Genomic DNA, 20,143 nt, shown 5'->3' with positions numbered 1-20,143 from the left:
GGACTGTCTGAGGCAAAAACACAACGTACGTCGATTGAGCTGGCATCAGCTTTGCGCTGTCGGGTGCCTGGTCGGTTTCTTGCTTACGTTCGGTTGCGGTACGACTCGCGACAAAATGGCGACTGACCAATTGTTGCTTTCGGATGCGGTTGATCGTGCTGTGGCCAATATCGATTTTTCGCCGCTTCGCAATGAAATGGTTTACCTCGACACACAGTATATTCGGCAGGTCAAAGGTAGCGGTTTCGTAAATGCCGACTACATCATCAGTTCACTTCGTCAGCAGATGGTGCTGGCCGGTCTCTTGTTGCAAGAGGATCGCGAACAAGCGTTGTTTATCGTCGAGCCCCGCGTGGGTGCTTTAGGAGCGGACGGGCACGATGTGAATTATGGAGTACCAGCGAGCCAGGGTCTGAACGCGGCTGCCTCGCTTGTAACGGCCACGCCACCGCTTCCCGTTTTGCCGGAGATTAGCTTAGCCCGAAAGACGGATGATTCTGCTGCTGCTAAGATTGCGGTGTTTGCGTACCATCGCGCCACGCGCCAACCCGTGTGGCAATCCGGCATGTCTGTCGCACGCAGCACGGCTTACGGCCGATGGATCTTTGGCGCGGGTCCATTTCAAAGCGGATCGATTTACGACAGTACTCAGTTTGCGGGTGCTAACATTCTTGGATCGAGTCCGTTGACGACATTGAATCCGTTGATGAAACGCGAGCCGACGCAGCTTTCCAGCGAAGACAATGCCTATCGCAATGCGGCAATTTGGGATGAAAACATTCGTGACAAATTGTTGTCCGGCGAAGTCAAGCACTTGGCCGCCTTGCCGGAAGAGGCCGCTCCCAGACCCGTCGCGGAACCGACTGAGCCGTCAGAAGCAGCAGCCTCGGAAGCAGAAGCCTCGGAATAATCCAGATTATTCTGGAGCCTTTGCGATGCGATGGTAAGCCGCACCGATTTCCGCCGCGATGAAGAACGACCCCGTCACGCAGATCAAGCCCTCATTGCCGGCAAGAGCTCGTGCGTGTTCCCAGGCACGATCCGGGGAAGCGCAAGCCGTGATCTCGATGGAGCGTGACTCTTCGTCAGCGACCTGTTGGGCATGTCGCGTCAATTCATCAACCGGAACACCTCGAGGGTTCGAGACATAGCGAGTGCAAATGATGTGCTTAAAGCGGTTGACCAAGCCGTGCATCATGCCACGAATGTCTTTGCCTCGTGTTGAAGCGAATATCAACACCGTAGGCCGAGGACAGTTGCTTTCTGATAGGACATCACACAAGGCCTCCATCGACGCCACATTATGGGCCGTGTCGAGGATCACGGTGGGACACTGCTCCACGCGTTCGATTCGAGCTGGGCACTGAGTGGCGGCGAGTGCCCTCTTGATCTCCTCTATTTCGATTCGAGCACCGCGGTCGATCAAACACTTGCTGGCAGCAACTGCCAAGGCAGCGTTTGCGGCTTGATGACGACCCAAGGAGCCGATCGCGGAGGAAAACAACGGTTCGGATGCTTGCCCTTCGAAATAGTCGATGTGCGGATTCCCAGTGGCAAGCTGTCTTGGGGGATGATAATTAATTCGAAAATCATCTCCTAAGCGAGCCAGCGGTGCCGCGTTTTCTGCCGCGATTTGCTGAATCACCTGATCTGCTTCAGGCCGGTCGATCCCACTGATAACAGGAACTCCCGCTTTGATAATGCCAGCTTTTTCGCGGGCGATTGATTCAAGTGTGAAACCAAGTTGCCGCGTGTGATCGAAGCTGATGCTGGTAATGATCGAAACCATCGGATTGCACACATTGGTTGAGTCGAGGCGTCCGCCGAGTCCGACTTCAAGGACAGTGAAATCGGTTTGAGATCGTTTAAAATAGACCAGCGCAATCGCTGTTGTGATTTCGAAATAGGTGGGACCGTGACCACCCTTGCGCTCGGCCTGCTGATCCATTTCTTCCACGATGGGTCGCAGCTCTCGGATGCAGTCCAAAAGCTCTTCGGGCGAACAAGCGTTCCCATCCACTGCGAAACGCTCTTCTACGTGATAGAGGTGTGGTGAGGTGAATCGGCCCGTACGGTAACCGGCGCTCGTAAGAATGGCACTCACGAAATGAGACGTTGATCCCTTGCCCTTCGTACCCGCGATGTGAATGATCTTTTGGTCTTGCTCAGGATTGCCGGCAAGCTGCAGCAGTTGCGACATGCGGTCCAGCTTGAGTTCTGACCGGTTGTACGGCATGTTGATGGAGCGTTCAAAATTGATCCGGCCGAACAGAAAGTCTAACGCTTCCTGGTATTCTGTTTCAGCTCTGGGTTCCATCGGTGTCATTTTATCGCACGCATCGGTCAATCGTCAGTTGCCCCGTGGATCATCGGGCCCTTGAATGATTTTGCCATAAAAGAGCGATCACGCCAGATGGCTTCCGGCAGATCCAGCTTTCCGCATCTCAACCGGGTTTTCGATCAATTTTCGGGCTGGATCGGCTTGGGAGTCTCTTGGGCGGGCGGAATTTGTCGGGCTCGCCCGCTGGCCCATGATTGCAATCCCTTGAGCCGACGCTGGCCTTCCATATAATATTTGTCGTCGAGTGAGCTTGTATGTGCCTGGAAGCTGGCAGCGCGGTTTTGCTGCCAGCCCGCAACGGGTGTGACGATTTGTTCCTGAATCATCTCATTCGTGATCAATTCAGCGATCATGCGATGACCCGTCATCGACGGGTGAACGTGGTCCACCAGCAGAAAACCGCCCGGAATGCCATGTTGACAACGTTGTTCGAATAACGTGCGCACTGGGATCACTTTTGTTCTCTTCTTGGAGTTCACCCTTTCGAGGGCTTTGTAAAGTGGCGTGATCATTCGTAGAGGGCAAATATCGCAATCACGTGCCTGGCGATAGGCTTGGCGAGCCAGATCGAATTGGCCGATCGCTTCGTAACATTTTGCCATGTCATACCAAAGGCCTGCGTGTTCGTCGTCGATTGCCAGTGCTTGTTGGAGCAAGCCAAGCGAGGAGGTCATATCCGTTCGGTACGAATCACTTGCCCTTTGGCGCAAATGATTCCAGGCTTGCTGATCTTGCAGGCTGAGTTGATCACGAAGGGCCGATTTGAAAGGTGGACAAGTTCTTAGATTGGTCACTGGATCGGCAATCCAAATTGGCACGCCTGCCTGATGCGCCATCTGAATCATGCGTTCGAGATTAAATTGAAAATGTGCGACTACCCCGCGATGCCAACCGGGATCTCGTTTGTACTGTGCTAAGCCACCCCGAAAGTCGAGTCGAGCTTGGACTTCCTCAGGCAGTACGTTTTCGCTGAGTGAGGGGGCCTGATGGCTGCCGAGATAAGCCGATCGTAACAGGTTGAATGTACGGAGCTGGGAGGCAGTTTCCAGCGTCAGAGCGAGCCACTCGGGTCGGGACTTGATCGATTGATAGGATCGGTCTTCTAGAAATTCATTGTGGCCCGTGTACACAATGATTAAGTCGGGTTGGTAGTGGAGCACCTCTTCGAGAATCGGGACGAGCCGGTAGCTGGCATAGGAGATTCCACCACAGTTGACAACCTGCCATTGACGAGTTGGATCAGCCGCCTGAAGACTCAATTCCAGCCAGCGGGTGAAGGATGTCTCAATCGCGTAGGGGCGTCCTTGAACGGTAGAACCCCCCAGACAAAAAATGCGAAACTCGTTGTTGTCTTTGGCTGCCGCAAACTGATCTGGACGAAAACAAAGCTGCCTGTTCGCAGCAACCTGGTACTGTTGTTGGGAGGGGTCCAACACGAATAATGGTCGCGTATTTCGAAACCCCACAAAGGGATCAACGCTTGTTTTCGGATCTCCCCAACCCGCGAGAGCCAAAAACAGTTCGAACAACAGCAGGGGTGCCAGTCCGAGTCCGACCGCGAACAGTCGCGTCAGGATTTTGCGATAATTCCGTACCATTCCTCTATTGTATCGAAAACATCTGACAATCGCTGAATTGTCTGTTGATGTTTGGACCCCGGCTTGCGAGGGCCGTGAGTCGCGATCAAGATGTTAGCGACTGGAACATACGGAAAATCTGATTGCAACCAGCGTATGAAACTTAGCAAGCTTGGCATCCTGACAATTATCGGACCAGGAATACTGGTTGCTGCCACGGGCGTGGGTGCGGGCGACTTGGCCACTGGGGCATTCGCGGGCGGACGCTTGGGAGTTGCCATTCTCTGGGCGGTACTCGTTGGCGCACTGCTCAAGTTTGTCATCAACGAAGGTCTTGCTCGCTGGCAATTGGTGACGGGCGAGACGCTCGTGGAAGGGGCGATTAGTCGTTGCGGATCAGTCGCACGCTGGTTTTTTCTCGCCTACCTGGCACTTTGGAGTTTTCTGGTAGGAGCTGCCTTGATGAGTGCCTGTGGGGTAGCCGGACACGCTATTTTTCCAATTCAAGATGCGTCGACCGATAAAATCATCTACGGGATAGGCCATAGTCTCGCTGCGCTGCTGCTCGTGCGCCTGGGCGGTTACCGTCTGTTCGAAAAAGTGATGGCCTGCTGTATTGGGTTGATGTTTGTGGTGGTGGTGATGACTGCCGTTGCTCTGCAGCCACCCTGGGCGGACGTTCTTCGAGGATTATTCGTTCCAACGATTCCGAATTTTCAAGCGACTGACATCCAGTGGACGATTGCGTTGATTGGTGGGGTCGGTGGCACGCTGACCGTGCTTTGCTACGGCTATTGGATTCGAGAGGAAGGTCGGCAGGGTATCGACTGGATTGTCCCTTGTCGGATCGATCTGGCTGTTGCGTATGGAATGACGGCCTTATTCGGCATAGCGATGGTCATCATTGGCAATGAGCTGGGGGACATCGATAATAAGAAAGGAGCCAGTCTCGTCGTGATGATTGCTGATCGTCTCGAACAAGTTTTGGGAGCCGCCGGACCGACCGCCAGGGTTGCTTTTCTAATTGGCAGCTGGGGCGCTTTCTTCAGCAGCTTGTTGGGAGTCTGGCAGAGCGTGCCCTATCTGTTCGCCGATGTGTGGTCGCAAATCCGTGAAACTCCGACTCGTGATCGACCCGTTGTCGATCAACGCGCTTGGCCGTATCAAATGTATCTATTCGCGATCGCGACGCTGCCCGCTATCGGTCTGTTTATCGATTTCAAGCAAATCCAAAAGTTATACGCATTTGTCGGAGCGTTGTGCATTCCTTTGTTGGCTGTGGTATTGCTCTATTTGAACGGTCGCACCGCGCTGGTGGGTCGCTTTCGTAATTCCTGGCTGACGCAGATTCTGCTGGCCGGTGCTTTGGTGTTTTTCGTGATTGTCGGTACGATGAGCGTCTGGAAATGAGCGGCCGGCTGCCAGGCAGCCTCGGATGAATGAGGGTCACGGGTTCACGCTGGAACTGCCGGTTGGAAGGTGCCGCTGGCTCTCTCGTGCCAAGCTTGCTTGGTGCAAAAATAGACTCTTACTTTTCTCTTCGGCAACGAAATGGCATAGGTGGGAAACAGTCATGGGGCGATTTCAACGAGAGGATATTCTCCGTCGCTTGCGCGAAAAGGTCAAAAATGGTACGCCGATTATTGGCGGTGGTGCGGGCACAGGCATCAGCGCCAAACTTGAAGAAGCCGGCGGGATTGACCTGATCATCATCTATAACTCCGGCCGCTTTCGGATGGCGGGACGCGGATCTTTGGCGGGAACGATGCCCTATGGGGATGCGAATGCAATCGTGATGGAGATGGCGAACGAGGTGCTTCCGGTCGTGCAGCGAACACCCGTGCTGGCAGGCGTCTGTGGCACCGATCCCTTTCGCCAAATGGATCTGTTTTTGCAGCAAGTCACCGATGCCGGCTTCTCGGGGGTACAGAATTTTCCGACCGTTGGACTTATCGACGGAAACTATCGTGCCAATCTCGAGGAGACAGGAATGAGTTATGGTCTGGAGGTCGCTATGATCCGCCAGGCCCGCGGACTAAACCTGTTGACGACGCCCTATGCGTTTAATCCCGATGAGGCGACCGCGATGGCCGATGCTGGCGCCGACATCTTAATCGCCCACATGGGGCTCACGACCAAGGGTAGCATCGGTGCACAAACGGCATTGACCCTGGCGGAGTCCGCTGTTCGGGTTCAGGAAATGCATGACGCAGCCAAGCGTGTGAAGGCCGACATCATTGTCCTCTGTCATGGTGGTCCGATTGCCGAACCGGAAGACGCTCAGTTCATTTTAGATCAAACTGAAGGAGTGGCCGGCTTCTATGGTGCCAGCAGCATGGAGCGATTGCCGGTCGAGCCTGCCATTACAAATCGTATCCGAGAGTTCACCGAATTGAAGCTCAACGGATAAGCGAATGCCGCGGGCGGACGACACGACTAGACCATTTGCTCGTCCAGCCACTACACGGTAATCGCAATCAACTAACGCTTTTTGTTTTTCTCGATCGCCGCTGGCAGATCCGGGTTGGACAATCCATACACGCCCCGACCTTCTTCCATGCGATCGCTCACGTTCCACTGCAACGTTTCGTTGTCGATTTTCCAATACTTGTTGCGAGCTTCTTTGTTCTTGGGAGCGTTCAATGGACGCACGAGCCGGAAACCAATGTTTAGAGCCGGTTCATCAGTGAACCACCAAGGGCTCTTGGGAAGATTGGGATCTTCTTCTCGCCAATTCTCGGTTTGCAGCCGAGCCGCGCTGCGAAGTTGATCGTCGTCGTCATACCAGCTGCCACCACGGACAACGTGAGGAAACATTTTTGTGCTCCATACAACGGTCGCGTCCCCGTTTAATGACTTGCCACCTTTTTGATAGGCATCTGCTTGGTACTGATCGAGGACAAGTTCCGCCACGTTGCCGTGCATATCGTGAATTCCCCAGGCATTGGGCTTTTTCTCGCCGATCGGATGGTAAGTGTCGTCGGAGTTGTCGGAATACCAAGCGTACTCGTCGATCTTGTCCGAGTTGTCTCCAAATGAATAGGCAGACTTTGTACCGGCTCGACAGGCATATTCCCATTCCGCTTCCGTCGGTAAGCGATAGAAATAATCGACCATGCCGCTTAGCCATTTTGTGTACTGCCGTGCGGCGAAATGCGACATCGTGACCGCCGGAAGATTTGGCTCGTCTCCGTTCACAAAGGTGAAGCTTGGTTCATAAAGTGGAGTTGGGGCCGTGACCGAATCAAGTCGGTTATCGTCCGTGACTTTGCGTATCTCCTCCGTCTCAAAGTCCTTGAAAAGGTCATACATCCGCATGTACGGTTTGTAGTTACGCCAACTGACTTCATGCTTGCCAATCCAAAACGGCTCGATCGTCACCTCTCGTTGAGGACCCTCGGAATCATCGCGGTTGTCCTCACTTGCGGGGCTGCCCATCAAAAAGGTGCCGCCAGCGACCGGGATCATTTCGAACTCGACGTCTGCGTAAGGCAGTGCCACCTTGTATGGGATCATGTAGCCGCGATCAGTCTTCACGAAGCGGCCTTCCTGGGGCTGCTCCTGAACCAAGCCAATCGAGTCGTCCGCAAACAGAGTTCCCATCCCGGAAACGACAATTAACGTAATCGCCAATTGGGGGAAACAATGGAAAGCGACAACGGTCAGCAAATTTTTCATCAGAATCCTACTTCTTAAATCGCGAGTGGATCGGGTTCTCGTGGTGGATCACCTGAAAACAGTCAGGTTCCTGTCCCCATCGTCCCTTGCCATCTTAACCGCTTTGATAACACGGCGCAAGCTTGACAGAAAACCGACCCGTCGGGAGCGCTCTCCCTTGACGTGAAAACCTTGGAAATAGATTAAGTTTCCTTGACAGATTGTTCACGCTGCCGCTGTGATTTTCCCGGAATTCGGCGAATGGTTTCCGAGGCCGGGTCTTCCGTGTTACGGCTTCGTTGCCACAACTTGAACAGCACGGCCGGCAGTGATTCACCCACGGTCTTGCGATAAGGTGAGTCGGCAGGTAACTGTTCCATCAACCGCTGATGAGCTTTTGCCATGTGATGGTACGGCATCGACGGAAAAAGATGGTGCAGGCCATGAAAGCGACAGCCGACGGGGGCCCACAACTCGCTAGTCAGCGGTGAATTGGGGAAGTTGACGGAATCGGTCAACTGATCAACAAAGGTCATCTCGCCACCCTGATTGGTCCACCGGTGGGATCCCAGAGTTCGTATGGAGTTCAGCAACACGATGACGACCGCAATTAAGTAGCCGTGGATCAAGAAGGGAAGGGGCCAGCGACCCAGGAACACAGGTGGCACGATCGCAACTCCCAGGCACCAGGCAAAACAAGCGGCTTCTTGCAGGTAGATGATCCGCTTCGTTCGTTTTGTCGGTAACGGACGTAGATAGGTTGGATCCATCACCATGGAGGAAGCGTGACGATGAATAAAGGCACGAGCACCGGGAATTGTCCAGGCGATGGGTGTCAAAATTAAGAAGCGGACGACAGCGGCCACTGGGATGACGAGGCACCAACTCAGATAGAACAGGATGTACCAAGGCCGTCGGTGCGCCATGGCGATGTACTCACCATCAGCATCGGTTCCGTAGTGGCTGCGACGGTGGTGATCAATGTGCGTGTAGTAGACAAATGACGGCATGAGAAATGGAATGCCGCAGATCAAGTTCCAAGCCAAGCGGAATACCGGCAGAGCACCGTTTCGGTGGTGGACCACCTCGTGGATGAACAAGGCACAGCGATAAAACAACAAGCAGGATGCAAAAAAGAAAAAAAGCTGTGAGAACTCGCCGGTGAAGCCTTGATGTGGGCTTAGCATGCCGGCTCCCCGCGATTGTTGGAAGCAGAACATTCCCAGGCTATAACTAACCAGGAAATCGCCCCAGTAGATCCAGGGGTTGGGTTTAAAACAATCTTGGACAATTTGTCTCGCACCCGTTAGCGAGAACTGGGAGTGATCCGAGGCTTGATTCATTTTAGTGCTTGCAAAACTTTGAGTCAGCGATCGCCAACGCACCCTAAAGGTTCTGGCAAACCCTTTCGAACAATAACAAGGCTCATCGGTTCAACGACCTGCTGCTCCTAAAAAAAAGCTTTCACGCCTGTCGTAACCGACATACTTCTTCCGGACGAATCGACCGTTGAGGTGGGTTTTGTGGATAATGTCGCCTGGCAGCCGATGCTCGGGCTTGTCAAAGTTTGCCAGGATTGCCAACCCTGCAATTTCGGTAAACGTTGTGATTCACTCAGATTCCAGCTCTCGGAATTTCGATGTTCAAGATGGTGTTTTCACACCTTGACATTGGCTTGGCTCGAGCCGTGAGACGGTTGAGCGTGAACGTTTCACAGGCAGCTGGGGTTTCCGGCGCTTCGCCATGCCTTGAGGTTGTGGATGCTCCTAGCTACGATGAGTCCGTCTCTGCTATTTAAAGCAGGTTTGTTCGCCTTTTTCCGGGTTCCCGTTGATCCGTTGATGGACCAATCACGTCAAGTTGTGATAACAGGTATTGGCGTCGTCAGCCCAATTGGGGTTGGGCGTGAGCCGTTCTGGTCGTCGCTGCGCGAATCGCAGAGTGGTGTGACGCGGTTAGAGTTTCTGGCTTCGAGCGAGTCGCCGGTCGATATTGGTGCCTCGTTGAAGGATTTTGACGGCAAGCAATACATTAAGCCGCGAAAAGCTTTGAAGGTCATGTGCCGTGAAATTCAGACCGCTTGTTCGGCTGCGGCGTTGGCCGTCGCCGACTCAGGATTGACTCAATCCGATACGGATCCCGAGCGGAAAGGTGCCGTGTTTGGCAGTCAGATGTTGTATGGCGACATCAACGACTATGAGGATTTGTTTCGGGGTAGCAGCCCGGATGGCGAGTTCAACTTTGAGCAGTTCGGCGAGAGTTTTCCAAATCGGATGTATCCCCTTTGGATGCTCAAGAATCTTCCCAACATGGCTGCATGTCATATTGCCATTGCGCACGATGCGCGGGGACCGAACAATTCGATTGTACTGGGCGAAGTTGGCAGTCTGGTTGCTTTGGATGAAGCGGTACGTGCAATCCAACGTGATGTGGCTGACGTGATGATTGTCGGTGGGACGGGAACACGTCTGGAAATTACCGGTTGGATTTATCGCGGCGCCTTGCATCTTTCGCAACGAAACGATCAACCGGCTGCCGCGAGCCGACCGTTTGATGCGGATCGGGATGGCATGGTCAACGGGGAAGGCGCGGGGGCGTTAATTCTAGAAAGTCGCCAACATGCGGAACAGCGCTGTGCGGAGATTTTGGCCGTGGTGCATGGATTTGGAAGTTCGTTTGCGACGAAGCCGTCGCTCAAGTCGCGAGCCATTCAAAACTCCATTCAAAACGCTCTGAAGGCAGCCGGCGCCGATGCTTCCGACCTGGGCCACGTCAATGCTCATGGGTTGAGCACCATCGAGAATGATCGTGCGGAAGCCAATGCGATTCGCGAGGCGTTAGGTGATGTGTCCGTCACAGCGCTCAAAAGCCAGTTTGGAAATCTGGGCGCTGGAGGTGGCGCGGTGGAGCTGATCGGCAGCGTTCTGGCGTTACAACACAGGGAAGTGCCGCCCACGATCAATTATGAGACTCCCGATTCCAGCTGCCCGGTGAATGTGATTCATGGGGTTTCCCAAACGGTCACCAAGCCACTTGCCATGAAGCTAAATCAGTCGCAAACAGGACAATCGGTGGCGCTCGTAATCGGTGTGAACGAGTAAATCGCTGGGGCGGAACGTGATCCTTCAAGAACGGTCAACGGCGCCGTTCACCAAGGCAACTCGTAGATCGCAGACGTTCGTATGCGTGGGGCCGGTTTGTATCAGTCCCCCTGTTTGTTTGAGAAATGAATAGGCGTCGTTTCGACGTAAGTAGTCAGCCGCATCAAGCTGTTGAACAAGCATTTGTCGCGCAACGGCCTCATCCACAAAACCGCCGGCCGCATCGGTGGGGCCGTCTTCCCCGTCGGTGCCACCGGACAAGAGCAGTTGATCGGCCAGCAGAGGAGTCTCGGAGTTGCTCTTTATGATTTGAAGCAGGCCAGCCAAAACCAGTTGTTGATTGCGACCGCCCAACCCCCTCCTGGAAGCATCCACCAGCTTAACAATCGGTTCGCCGCCGCTGACCCAGCAGCGCTTGATGCCCGGCTCACGACGTTCCAGCATCGCGGCGACGAGTGAACTGCCCACTTGTTCGGCTGAGCTCTTGGCGGATTCGCTGGGTAACAAAATTACCCGATAACCCAATCGATTTGCTTCCTGCTCGGCTGCTTGCGTGGCTGTTCGATTGTTACCAATCACAAGGTTCGTGATCTTGGTGCTGGCCGTCGTCGGTTGATTCGTTGCCTGTCGACGAATCGAGTTGGCCAGATTTGCCGATGTGCCGCAACTCGCCACGTCAAAATCTTCCAACACTTGCAATGCGATCGCGGCACGTCGTGCCGGATCGGAATTGACGATCGTTGGTCCGGAGGCGATGGTTTCCAAAGGATCCCCTATCACGTCCGAGATGATCAAAGTGATCAGTGAGCCAGCTTGGCAAGCGCGCGCTAGTCCGCCACCTTTGACGGCACTGAGGGAGCTTCGGACGGCATTTAATTGCTGGATGTTGGCCCCCGACTCGCTCAAATGGCGAGTGACTCGCAGTTTGTCGTCGAACGATAGGCCATCGATCGGAGCCGGAAGCAGAGCCGAACCGCCGCCAGAGATCAGGCACAAACATAGATCTTGCGACCCCAGCCCGTGGACTAAATTGAGAATGTGTTGGGTGCCTTGCATGCCTTCGATGGTAGGTTCGTTACGCCCGGCCGGACGTGCAGCATGTAAATGAATCCGTTGCAAACGCTGAACACAATTCGCGGGTACGTTGATCCAACCTGAAACCTGTTTTTCCGCCAGGATCTGTGCACCCAAAGCTCCTTCGAGTCCCCGCGCCATTCCGGCGCCCGCCTTTCCTGCTCCGACTACGACGATTCGTCGGATCTGATGGAGTGGCCAAGTCTGTGCTCCAATCGTCAGCGACTGATGGTCGACCTTCACGTTATCAAGCACGAGTTGTTCGCTATCAACCGCAGTCACGCCGCGATTCCAGATTTGCAACCCATCTTCGCGAAGTTGAACGGTCATGAAAACACTCCGGTCGTTAGCGATTAATCCGATTCGCGCACGCGCACAATGTCCAGCCATTTGGAAGGCCGCTCGATTAAGATCTGAGCCAGGCTGTTGTTGGAGTTTGCGCGGCAGAGCAGTCCGACAAGCACGGACTCATTATCCAATTCAATTCGTCCGGCTAGGCTACACCAGACCGTTCCACGTCCCTTCGTGCCCGGCAGCGGCACATGCCGAAAAAACGAACGCACGAACCCCTCGGAACTGAGCTGAGATGGCCAGAGTAGCAGCTGGGGATGATGCTGCTCAAACACGTTTCCGAGTCCAGGTGTCAGGTTATCAAATAGTTCTGAGAATTGATCCATTTCGGGCAACTCGCTGCTCCGTCCAGCGGGAGCGACGATGACTGCCGCCAGTTGCATCGGAATGTGATAGATCTCCAGGCGAGGTTGGGTCGGGATCGGCCCCGTTTCAAGCGTGTTCAGGTCCAGCGTCGGCAGGCTTGTTTTGGGGGGGACCGGTTTGGGGCGCTTCAGCAACAGGATGCCAACGACCAGCAGCAAAATTGCGGCAGCCCCAAGAATTACGAAAAGGATCACTGTGTAATAGCCCAACATATTCATTCCGCACGGAAGATTTGATCTTTCTCAGATCGGCCAATGAAAACCGTCTTGGCTCAATTCTGAGAAACTAACCGTCGCTTGTCCAGCAATCGGGTGATTTGGAGATCGTCCAACCAAACCTCTCCCAAGCCCGAAAGGGCAAAGGTGAGCGTCAGATGATCCCGCTGATCAGCAGCTCGAATCATCTCGAAACGTTGCCAGCCCTTCGTCCGTTGAAAACGCTGCGCCAGAGCAGGTCCTCCAATGGAATCACGAATCACAAATCCATCGCCACTCCCGCGAATTCGTTCGTCAATGCGAATCCAGCCAGAAATCAAAAGGCGTTGGCCGGGGTGAACGGTAATGGGTGCTGAGTTGACCCAGACGGGTGGTGCTTCCACGATGCTGGAGGCCGCTTGTTCCGAGAGTGCGTCAACGCGCAGTCGCAAACTGTGTTCGCCCGTGCGCGGTTGGTTGGGGGACAGAGCGATGTAGGTTTTGAGGTCGTCAGGCGAGGTTTGAAACTGCCGCCAGCCAAGCTGGATCATCTGTTCCAAATCTTCGCAATCGCCACCCGGCCACGCCTCGGGCTCCACGAGGTGGAAATCAGAGCTCGTTTTACGGGTCACCAAATGAAAGGCGCTACCCGCAGGGTGACTCAAGGGATGGGCTTGGTGGGCGGTCGCCTGTTGCCACACGCGGAAACGCACTTGAGCGGATGCACGGGCTGCTTGTCTGGCAAATCGGTAGACGTCGGTTACGTCACCCGACTCCAGCAGCCTCTGGCATACCTGCAGGCTTGCCTTGGCTTCGGCGAAGTCACGCGTGTGTTCTTGTTGCTCGTCGTCGCTCAGGATATCGCGAAGCATCTGTAATTGGTCTCGTGCGATTTGATATTCGAGGATTGCCGCTCGATTCCGCTTCTGCTTCACCAGTCCGTTGACGTGGGATACGACGAGCGGATCCTCGGTCATCAAAATCATCGAGTCGGCGGAACTTTCGCTCAGGTCGATTTGAACTCCACCACTTATCCGCCGATGGCGGACCGGGCGCAATCCGATCGGTGTAAGCAGATAGACGTCGATGGAATCGGGTGCACCCGCCACCAAAATCGTATCGGCACCATAAGGTGCCATTCCTACAAACTGACTGTCCTTCACCGCCGAGGTTGTGATCAGCAACCTGGAACGCTCCGTCGCCAACGTGACCATTTGTCGGGATGGATTCTGAGAGGGCACCGTTCCCACCCGTTTTCCACCCATGACCCAAGGGGACAGTAATAATAATTCGATATTCAAACGCTCCAGCATCTGACGCGCTCGCTGTGAATCGGCCCGATCCAAATCCAGCCGGGAAAACGTACGAAACCAAAGGCCTCGTGATCCGGCTGAGATAGAAGACAAACAGAGCTGACGCATTTGCTCCATCTCAACGCGACGCGATAACTGCATGGTCTGCGCTGCCAACGAGCGAGTTTGATCCAAGACGATTTGAGGTAACTCCGTTTGAATCGAACTCCAAAAGGGTGTCCCCGGTCGCGCTAGACGAGTTGTTTGGTGGAGCCATTCGTCGTATTCGGACAACTGGAAACTGGTCCCGATGGGATATCGATTACGCAGCAATACATCGACCTGCCGGCTGGTGGCCCATTGGCGTTCCGCCGCACCTGCAATAATCAGACGCGCGCGAGGATCATGCTGCCGAATGCTATCGACCCGGCTGCGAATCCCAATGGCTCCAGAAATATCGTCACCCAGATGCCAGGCAATCACGGGGGGGAAGTCCGTCTTTGAATCGATCTGTTCCGGAGGAGGGCAGATCAGCTTCAGCTTCAACCGTTGCGCTTCGTTTTGTTGCTGTTGGGACGGCAGAGCTTTCAACGCGATGGTATTAAATCCCAATTGTTTCAACAGTTCGAAAGATTCACCGTGGTGATCGACGATCCGAGGAAAAAAAGGACGCCCGTTGACTGTAAGCTTCGAGACTTGAAGTCGTGGTCCCGTTTGCCTTACGTTACGCTTTGGTTTAGGAGGCTTGAGTCGCGGCAGGTCCGATTGAACATTCACGCTGCCACGCATTTCAATTTCATCAAGCCAAAGTCGTGTTGTTCCAGGTCCTCCAAAGGCGTTGATGACCAAAGACTCAAGATAAGCGCCTCGCGCGTCGACCGGTGTTTTTAATTTGGCACGCAAAATTGGAAGTTGCCGTTCCAACAAGGCAGGCAGATTGGAAACGTTGAGTTGTTGCCAGCCACCCGGTGATTCATACAGTTCCCCGGCCAAGCGAATTCTTGCGGCAGCGTTGGTGGAGGGGTCTTCTGTTTTGGGTAAGACGACTTGGCCAAAAATCTGCAATTGTTGGCGATTGGAACGAACCCAGACGCCGGCCACCAGATCGTCAATCACCAACGAACGGTCTACCGGACGTTCCAGAAAAATGTGCGTGCCGTTGCCGGCTTTGAGTCTGAAGTATTCTGCTGGTGCGGAGCTCCGACCAGCCACTTCGGTCAGTTCATGGTCTTGAACAGTGTACTGGCAATCGGCGCGAGTAATCGTCCAGTTGGTTGTCGGGCTGGATGCCAGGGTTGCGGCCTGTCCAAAATAAGCAATCAGGCTGCAGACCAGCCATGCTCGGCAGACAAATTCGCTGTGCGGGGAAAGGGTCCGTGACATCGACTGTCCTGGACAATGGTTTAACATTCGCAACATCATCGCTCGCCGTCAGGTTGTGACAGCGCTATCCGGGCGTCAAAGGTGATCGAAAAACGCCGAGTTTGGGTCGCTTGTTGAACCACCGTGGTTTCTTGTCAACACGTTTTGATATGGCCATCTTGGCGTAACTCTCGCGTATACATGTAGTTGCGATTTTCTTCCAGACCAAATGAGGTATTTTCGCGACGGCTGGGAGCGAATGGTGGGGGAGTTTGAAAAAACTTAAGTCATTTCATGAAAACAACTTGCGTCTATTTTTGCGAAGGCCAATTCGCGTTGGCACAGTCCGTGCTTTGTATCCGCTCCGACAAAACCAATCGTGACTCGGAGATCGGCATCTATGAATCATTCCCGCCTTGCTCGTACCAAGAACCAGCCGCTTCCCAAAGATGTTTCGGATTTAGCGACAGTCATCGCAGCACTTCCGCCTGAACATCGAAAAGTGATTGAGCCGGCTTACCAGCGGGTGGTCGATAGCACGCGTCGCCGCCAGCGGATTCTGGCACTCGTTCAAGAGGCAATCAGCCAGCTGCGATTAGATATGAAGTATTTGCTGTTCGACCTGGAGGCGACTCGTCAGGAGCGGAATCATTATCGCGAATCGCTTGATGGGGGTAACGAGATCTAAGTTTCTGAACGCATCAGCGGGATTGAGCTCGGTAACCGTTGAACAGCTTCGTTGCCACGCTCTTAGAAATCGCATAAGATAGGGTTCCAGAAGAGGTTAGACGATTCCCTCCCAATGGCGTTTGCTCCGCCACGAAAGTTGCCCCATGTCGATGGTCGAGAAATCGGCTGAAGAGTTCGCTCGCCGCGCGTATGACTTAAACCTGCTGGATCAGCGCCAGGTTGAGTCGGTGTGGGCGGAACTAGGTTCGCGAAACGTATCGGCGACCGATATGCAACGGGTGTTGGTGCGCCGGGGGCTTCTCACAAACTACCAAGTTGATCGGCTGACCCGAGGCGAGAAAGCCGGCTTCTTTCACGGTGATTATAAAGTCCTCTATCTGGTCGGGACGGGCTCCTTCGCTCGCGTTTATCGGGCGGTGCAAAAGGATACGGGGAAAGTTGTCGCCGTCAAGGTGTTGCGAAAACGTTTCAGCGATGACCCGGTCACCTGCGAGCAGTTTATTCGGGAAGGCGAGATGGGAGCGAAGCTTCGCCATCCGAATATTGTTCCGATCTATGAAGTTCATTCCAGCAAGAAAAGCCATTTCATGGTGATGGACTTTATTGAGGGCCGCAATCTGCGAGAGTTTGTTCGAGTCCGAAAAAAGCTGAGTGTGGAAGAGGGCTTGAAATTCACAACCGACATTGCGGCGGGACTGACTTACGCTGCGGAGTTTGGGATTCGTCACCGTGATTTGAAGTTATCCAATGTGCTGATGTCGAGTACAGGCCGAGCCCAATTGGTTGACTTTGGTTTGGCGGCCATTAGTGGCTTGGATGATGAATCATCGGACGCTGTGAACCCTCGCACAATCGATTATGCGGGTCTCGAGCGCTCGACCGGGGTGCGGAAAGATGATCTGCGTAGTGATATCTACTTCACGGGCTGCATGTTCTATCACATGCTGACCGGTCAAGCTCCGCTGGTGGAAACAAAGGATCGTAGTCAGCGATTGAGCAAGAGTCGATTTGAAGCCATCAAGCCGATTGAGGAGTTGGAGCCTGAGTTGCCACATCGCGTGGCGATGGTCGTCAAGAAGGCGATGGAGCTGAACGTTACTCGTCGTTACCAGACGCCGGCTGAATTGTTGGCAGATCTGCGGATGACGACTCGACGCCTCAAATCGACGGATGATGCTCAGGGAACTTCGGTGACCGATGAGGGCAGGGACAAGACCGTGATGATCATCGATTCCAACAGTGACATGCAAAACGTGTTCCGTCAGGGACTGAAGAAGGTGGGTTATCGCGTATTGGTTATCAGTGATCCGAATCGGGCTTTGGAACGATGTGACACCCAGGAACACGTGGCAGATTGCATCGTGTTTGGCTGCCATAGTCTGGGCAAGGCGGGGGTCGAGATCTTTAATCGTTTTAGCCAGATGAACCAGACGAAAGAGATACCGGCCATTCTGTTGCTGGCAGAAAATCAAAAAGCACTCGCTCAAAAAGCCCTGCTCGATGATCATCGAGTGGTTGCAAAAATGCCGCTGAAGATGAAGCAATTTCGCGGCGTGCTGAAGAAACTATTGAGCTAGTGAGGTCTATTTCTTGACCTTGATACCCATCTCTTTGAGCAAGATCTGCATGTCATTCCAGACGTCCCGTTTGGCGTTGGGATTTCGCAGCAGATAGGCCGGGTGGTAAGTTGCCAATACTTTGGCCCAACGCCACTCATGCAACTCGCCACGCAGTTTTCCGATCGAAAGCTTTGTCTCTAACAGCGTTGTGGCGGCAACCGATCCAAGACAACAGATGAACTCTGGTCGAATGATCTCCAGCTGCTTTTCGAAGAACGGCCGGCAATTTTGTGTCTCCTCGGGGCTTGGATTTCGATTACCTGGTGGGCGACATTTGAGTACATTCAAAATGTAAACGTCATCGCGATGCAGCGTGCAGGCTTCGATGATCTTGTCCAGCAATTGACCGGCACGCCCAACGAAAGGTTCGCCTTGTTGGTCCTCATCGGCGCCGGGAGCCTCGCCAAAAAAACAGAGACGCGCTTTGGGGTTACCCACACCAAATACCGTTTGGGTTCGGTGCGCCACTAACTCGGGACAGAGCTCGCACGAGGAGACCTTCTTACCCATCTTTTGTAGTCGAGATTGGCGCTCTGAAAGTGTCAGCACGGGGGACTCTCGCGGTTCGGTCGTTGAACCGGAATCGATGGAGGGGACCGACTGGGGTTGGTGATCGGTGTCCTGGGGGGGCTTGGTCGCTGTGGCTGCTTGTTCAGTTTCAGAAAGTGGATGGCGAAGAATGTGTTGAATCCCGGAGCGCTGCAAGCTTTCGAGCCGTTGCCGGGCGATGCGACGTAAACGCAGTTGATCTGATTCGTCCATGGGGGTGCATCCGTCGCTGAAATCCCAAAGCGGTCTCGTTGAATTCTCTCGCCTGCAGATCTGCTATAGGTCTGTACGATACGACGACTTCGCGAGGAACGCAATTGGCCAGAATGAGCTTCGTATGTGCTGATGGGCCTGTCCGAATGCGGTCGATCCGCTCAGATAAGCGTCGGGAGCGTCTTTTCCTGCCTTGCCGGATGCTCTATGATCAATGGATCGTGTACGCGTATTGGTCTTTGCAACGGGCCGCTTGGTACGTCTAGCCGGCTCGGATCTGCCAGCTCGTTCTGATTTTCGTAATTCCTCTTCGCTGGTGACAAATCTTGTCATGAAGGTTCCTCAAGTCGTTATCGTGGGCCGACCGAATGTTGGCAAGTCAAGCGTGCTGAATTGGTTGGCTCGTCGCCGCTTAGCGATTGTCGATGATATGGCGGGTGTGACTCGGGACCGCATGACCTTTCTGATGGAGGAGCAGGGGCGATTCTTCGAGATTGTCGACACGGGTGGAATGGGGATCGAGGATTCCGATAATTTAACGCAGCAGGTGGAAGGTCAGATCACGGCGGGTATCGAAGCGGCCGATGTGGTGCTGTTTGTGGTCGATGTGCATTCGGGCCTGTTACCACTCGATCAGGAAGTAGCACGACGACTGCGTTACGTCGATAAACCGATTATTTGTTTCGCCAATAAGGCCGATTCTGAGCGGTATGAGCCGCAAGCTGACGAGTTTTATCGACTCGGGCGGGGGAAATTGCTGAGTGGCAGTACACGTGCCAATCGCAACCGACAACAGTTGATTGACATGATCATTGAACGCTTGCCAGCCGCGTTGGAAGAAAAAGAGGACGTGGTCGAGCCGATCATGAAGGCGGCGATCGTTGGACGGCGGAACGTTGGCAAAAGCACCTTTGTGAACACTTTGGCCAAAGCTGACCGGATGATCGTAAGCGAAGTAGCTGGCACGACTCGCGATAGTGTTGACGTTCGCTTTGAATTAGATGGGAAAGAATTCATTGCGATTGATACACCCGGTTTGCGGAAAAGCAAAAGCGTTAAATCGAACATTGATTTTTATGGGACGCATCGCGCAAAACGCAGCATTCGGCGGGCTGATGTTGTGTTGTTGTTCTTTGACGCGAGCCAGCGCATTGGAAAAGTTGACAAGCAGTTAGCCGGTTACATCGCTGAGCAGTACAAGCCCTGTGTGTTTGTGGTCAACAAATGGGATCTCTACCACACGCAAATGCCGACTGAGAGATGGGTTACATATCTCCGCGATACGTTTCAAACGATGTGGCACGTTCCGATCGCTTTTGTTACGGCTGAAACTGGTAAGAACGTGAAAGCGCTTTTGAATCACTCGCAGATGCTGTACAAGCAGTCCCTGTCGCGTATTTCGACGGGAAAATTGAATCGTTTGATTCGAGATGCATTGGACCATCATCCTCCGCCGTTGTTTCAGCACCGACGTCCGAAAATTTATTACGCGACTCAAGTTGGTAGCCATCCTCCAACGATCGTCCTGATGTGCAACAATCCGTCCGCGTTTCCCGCCTCCTATCGACGATATCTCTTGGGAGTCTTGCGGGATCAACTGTCATTCGGCGAGGTGCCAATCAAGCTCTACTTGAAGAAACGGTCGAGCAGCGATAAGAAGAATGAGATTGGCAAGATGTCGCGAGAAGAAGCGAAGCAGCAGTCGAGTGATTGAGGGGCCAGCTTAGCAAAGCGATATTGCTGCTGAATCGCCGTTT

The 20,143-nt window shown here is 53.8% G+C and carries 15 protein-coding genes; 7 read left to right on the top strand and 8 right to left on the bottom strand.

Features of this window, described 5'->3' with window-relative positions; translation table 11 throughout:
• Positions 1-115: 115 nt before the first annotated feature.
• Entirely contained in the window at positions 116-910 is a 795-nt protein-coding gene (locus P8N76_03600) for a hypothetical protein (GenBank protein ID MDG2380735.1), read from the top strand.
• Positions 911-916: 6 nt separating this feature from the next.
• On the opposite strand, the gene P8N76_03595 is transcribed toward P8N76_03600, so the two are convergent.
• Positions 917-2,317, bottom strand: coding sequence for a bifunctional folylpolyglutamate synthase/dihydrofolate synthase (locus P8N76_03595; protein ID MDG2380734.1), 1,401 nt, complete (start codon positions 2,315-2,317; stop codon positions 917-919).
• Between the two features lie 143 nt (positions 2,318-2,460).
• Entirely contained in the window at positions 2,461-3,939 is a 1,479-nt protein-coding gene (locus tag P8N76_03590) for a tetratricopeptide repeat protein (GenBank protein ID MDG2380733.1), read from the bottom strand.
• A 135-nt stretch (positions 3,940-4,074) separates the two neighbouring features.
• Between P8N76_03590 and P8N76_03585 the strand changes: the two genes are divergently transcribed.
• Entirely contained in the window at positions 4,075-5,328 is a 1,254-nt protein-coding gene (locus tag P8N76_03585; protein ID MDG2380732.1) for an Nramp family divalent metal transporter, read from the top strand.
• Between the two features lie 163 nt (positions 5,329-5,491).
• Positions 5,492-6,328, top strand: a complete 837-nt coding sequence (locus P8N76_03580; protein MDG2380731.1) for a phosphoenolpyruvate hydrolase family protein — start codon at positions 5,492-5,494, stop codon at positions 6,326-6,328.
• A 71-nt stretch (positions 6,329-6,399) separates the two neighbouring features.
• Here P8N76_03580 and P8N76_03575 read toward each other — a convergent pair whose 3' ends face one another.
• Both P8N76_03575 and P8N76_03570 read right to left on the bottom strand, forming a co-directional pair.
• Positions 6,400-7,596 (bottom strand): SUMF1/EgtB/PvdO family nonheme iron enzyme, encoded by a 1,197-nt coding sequence (locus P8N76_03575; protein MDG2380730.1) that lies wholly within the window; start codon positions 7,594-7,596, stop codon positions 6,400-6,402.
• 182 nt (positions 7,597-7,778) lie between these two features.
• Complete coding sequence (locus P8N76_03570; protein MDG2380729.1) at positions 7,779-8,918, bottom strand: fatty acid desaturase; 1,140 nt, start codon at positions 8,916-8,918, stop codon at positions 7,779-7,781.
• A 417-nt stretch (positions 8,919-9,335) separates the two neighbouring features.
• Between P8N76_03570 and P8N76_03565 the strand changes: the two genes are divergently transcribed.
• Positions 9,336-10,676 (top strand): beta-ketoacyl-[acyl-carrier-protein] synthase family protein, encoded by a 1,341-nt coding sequence (locus P8N76_03565; GenBank protein MDG2380728.1) that lies wholly within the window; start codon positions 9,336-9,338, stop codon positions 10,674-10,676.
• 24 nt (positions 10,677-10,700) lie between these two features.
• On the opposite strand, the gene P8N76_03560 is transcribed toward P8N76_03565, so the two are convergent.
• Genes P8N76_03560 through P8N76_03550 form a run of 3 tightly spaced genes read right to left on the bottom strand, consistent with a single transcriptional unit; the run spans position 10,701 to position 15,336 of the window.
• Positions 10,701-12,080 (bottom strand): DUF4147 domain-containing protein, encoded by a 1,380-nt coding sequence (locus P8N76_03560; GenBank protein MDG2380727.1) that lies wholly within the window; start codon positions 12,078-12,080, stop codon positions 10,701-10,703.
• Between the two features lie 23 nt (positions 12,081-12,103).
• On the bottom strand, positions 12,104-12,679 hold the full coding sequence (locus P8N76_03555; GenBank protein ID MDG2380726.1) for a hypothetical protein: 576 nt from the start codon (positions 12,677-12,679) through the stop codon (positions 12,104-12,106).
• A 59-nt stretch (positions 12,680-12,738) separates the two neighbouring features.
• Positions 12,739-15,336, bottom strand: a complete 2,598-nt coding sequence (locus P8N76_03550) for a hypothetical protein (GenBank protein MDG2380725.1) — start codon at positions 15,334-15,336, stop codon at positions 12,739-12,741.
• A 379-nt stretch (positions 15,337-15,715) separates the two neighbouring features.
• On the opposite strand from P8N76_03550, the gene P8N76_03545 reads away from it, so the two are divergent.
• Complete coding sequence (locus P8N76_03545; protein MDG2380724.1) at positions 15,716-16,003, top strand: transcriptional regulator; 288 nt, start codon at positions 15,716-15,718, stop codon at positions 16,001-16,003.
• Between the two features lie 145 nt (positions 16,004-16,148).
• Positions 16,149-17,582 (top strand): protein kinase, encoded by a 1,434-nt coding sequence (locus P8N76_03540; protein ID MDG2380723.1) that lies wholly within the window; start codon positions 16,149-16,151, stop codon positions 17,580-17,582.
• Between the two features lie 6 nt (positions 17,583-17,588).
• On the opposite strand, the gene P8N76_03535 is transcribed toward P8N76_03540, so the two are convergent.
• Complete coding sequence (locus P8N76_03535) at positions 17,589-18,386, bottom strand: uracil-DNA glycosylase (protein MDG2380722.1); 798 nt, start codon at positions 18,384-18,386, stop codon at positions 17,589-17,591.
• 331 nt (positions 18,387-18,717) lie between these two features.
• On the opposite strand from P8N76_03535, the gene der reads away from it, so the two are divergent.
• Positions 18,718-20,100 (top strand): ribosome biogenesis GTPase Der, encoded by a 1,383-nt coding sequence (der, locus tag P8N76_03530; protein MDG2380721.1) that lies wholly within the window; start codon positions 18,718-18,720, stop codon positions 20,098-20,100.
• Positions 20,101-20,143 lie beyond the last annotated feature (43 nt).

This window comes from Pirellulaceae bacterium (assembly GCA_029243025.1).
Taxonomy (GTDB): domain Bacteria; phylum Planctomycetota; class Planctomycetia; order Pirellulales; family Pirellulaceae.
This window is presented reverse-complemented; position numbering and strand designations above follow the sequence as displayed.

Coding starts and splice junctions, on each gene's coding strand:
- P8N76_03600 (MDG2380735.1), top strand. CDS start 116: ATGGCGACTGACCAATTGTTGCTTTCGGATGCGGTTGATCGTGCTGTG.
- P8N76_03595 (MDG2380734.1), bottom strand. CDS start 2,317: ATGGAACCCAGAGCTGAAACAGAATACCAGGAAGCGTTAGACTTTCTG.
- P8N76_03590 (MDG2380733.1), bottom strand. CDS start 3,939: ATGGTACGGAATTATCGCAAAATCCTGACGCGACTGTTCGCGGTCGGA.
- P8N76_03585 (MDG2380732.1), top strand. CDS start 4,075: ATGAAACTTAGCAAGCTTGGCATCCTGACAATTATCGGACCAGGAATA.
- P8N76_03580 (MDG2380731.1), top strand. CDS start 5,492: ATGGGGCGATTTCAACGAGAGGATATTCTCCGTCGCTTGCGCGAAAAG.
- P8N76_03575 (MDG2380730.1), bottom strand. CDS start 7,596: ATGAAAAATTTGCTGACCGTTGTCGCTTTCCATTGTTTCCCCCAATTG.
- P8N76_03570 (MDG2380729.1), bottom strand. CDS start 8,918: ATGAATCAAGCCTCGGATCACTCCCAGTTCTCGCTAACGGGTGCGAGA.
- P8N76_03565 (MDG2380728.1), top strand. CDS start 9,336: ATGCTCCTAGCTACGATGAGTCCGTCTCTGCTATTTAAAGCAGGTTTG.
- P8N76_03560 (MDG2380727.1), bottom strand. CDS start 12,080: ATGACCGTTCAACTTCGCGAAGATGGGTTGCAAATCTGGAATCGCGGC.
- P8N76_03555 (MDG2380726.1), bottom strand. CDS start 12,679: ATGTTGGGCTATTACACAGTGATCCTTTTCGTAATTCTTGGGGCTGCC.
- P8N76_03550 (MDG2380725.1), bottom strand. CDS start 15,336: ATGTCACGGACCCTTTCCCCGCACAGCGAATTTGTCTGCCGAGCATGG.
- P8N76_03545 (MDG2380724.1), top strand. CDS start 15,716: ATGAATCATTCCCGCCTTGCTCGTACCAAGAACCAGCCGCTTCCCAAA.
- P8N76_03540 (MDG2380723.1), top strand. CDS start 16,149: ATGTCGATGGTCGAGAAATCGGCTGAAGAGTTCGCTCGCCGCGCGTAT.
- P8N76_03535 (MDG2380722.1), bottom strand. CDS start 18,386: ATGGACGAATCAGATCAACTGCGTTTACGTCGCATCGCCCGGCAACGG.
- der (MDG2380721.1), top strand. CDS start 18,718: ATGAAGGTTCCTCAAGTCGTTATCGTGGGCCGACCGAATGTTGGCAAG.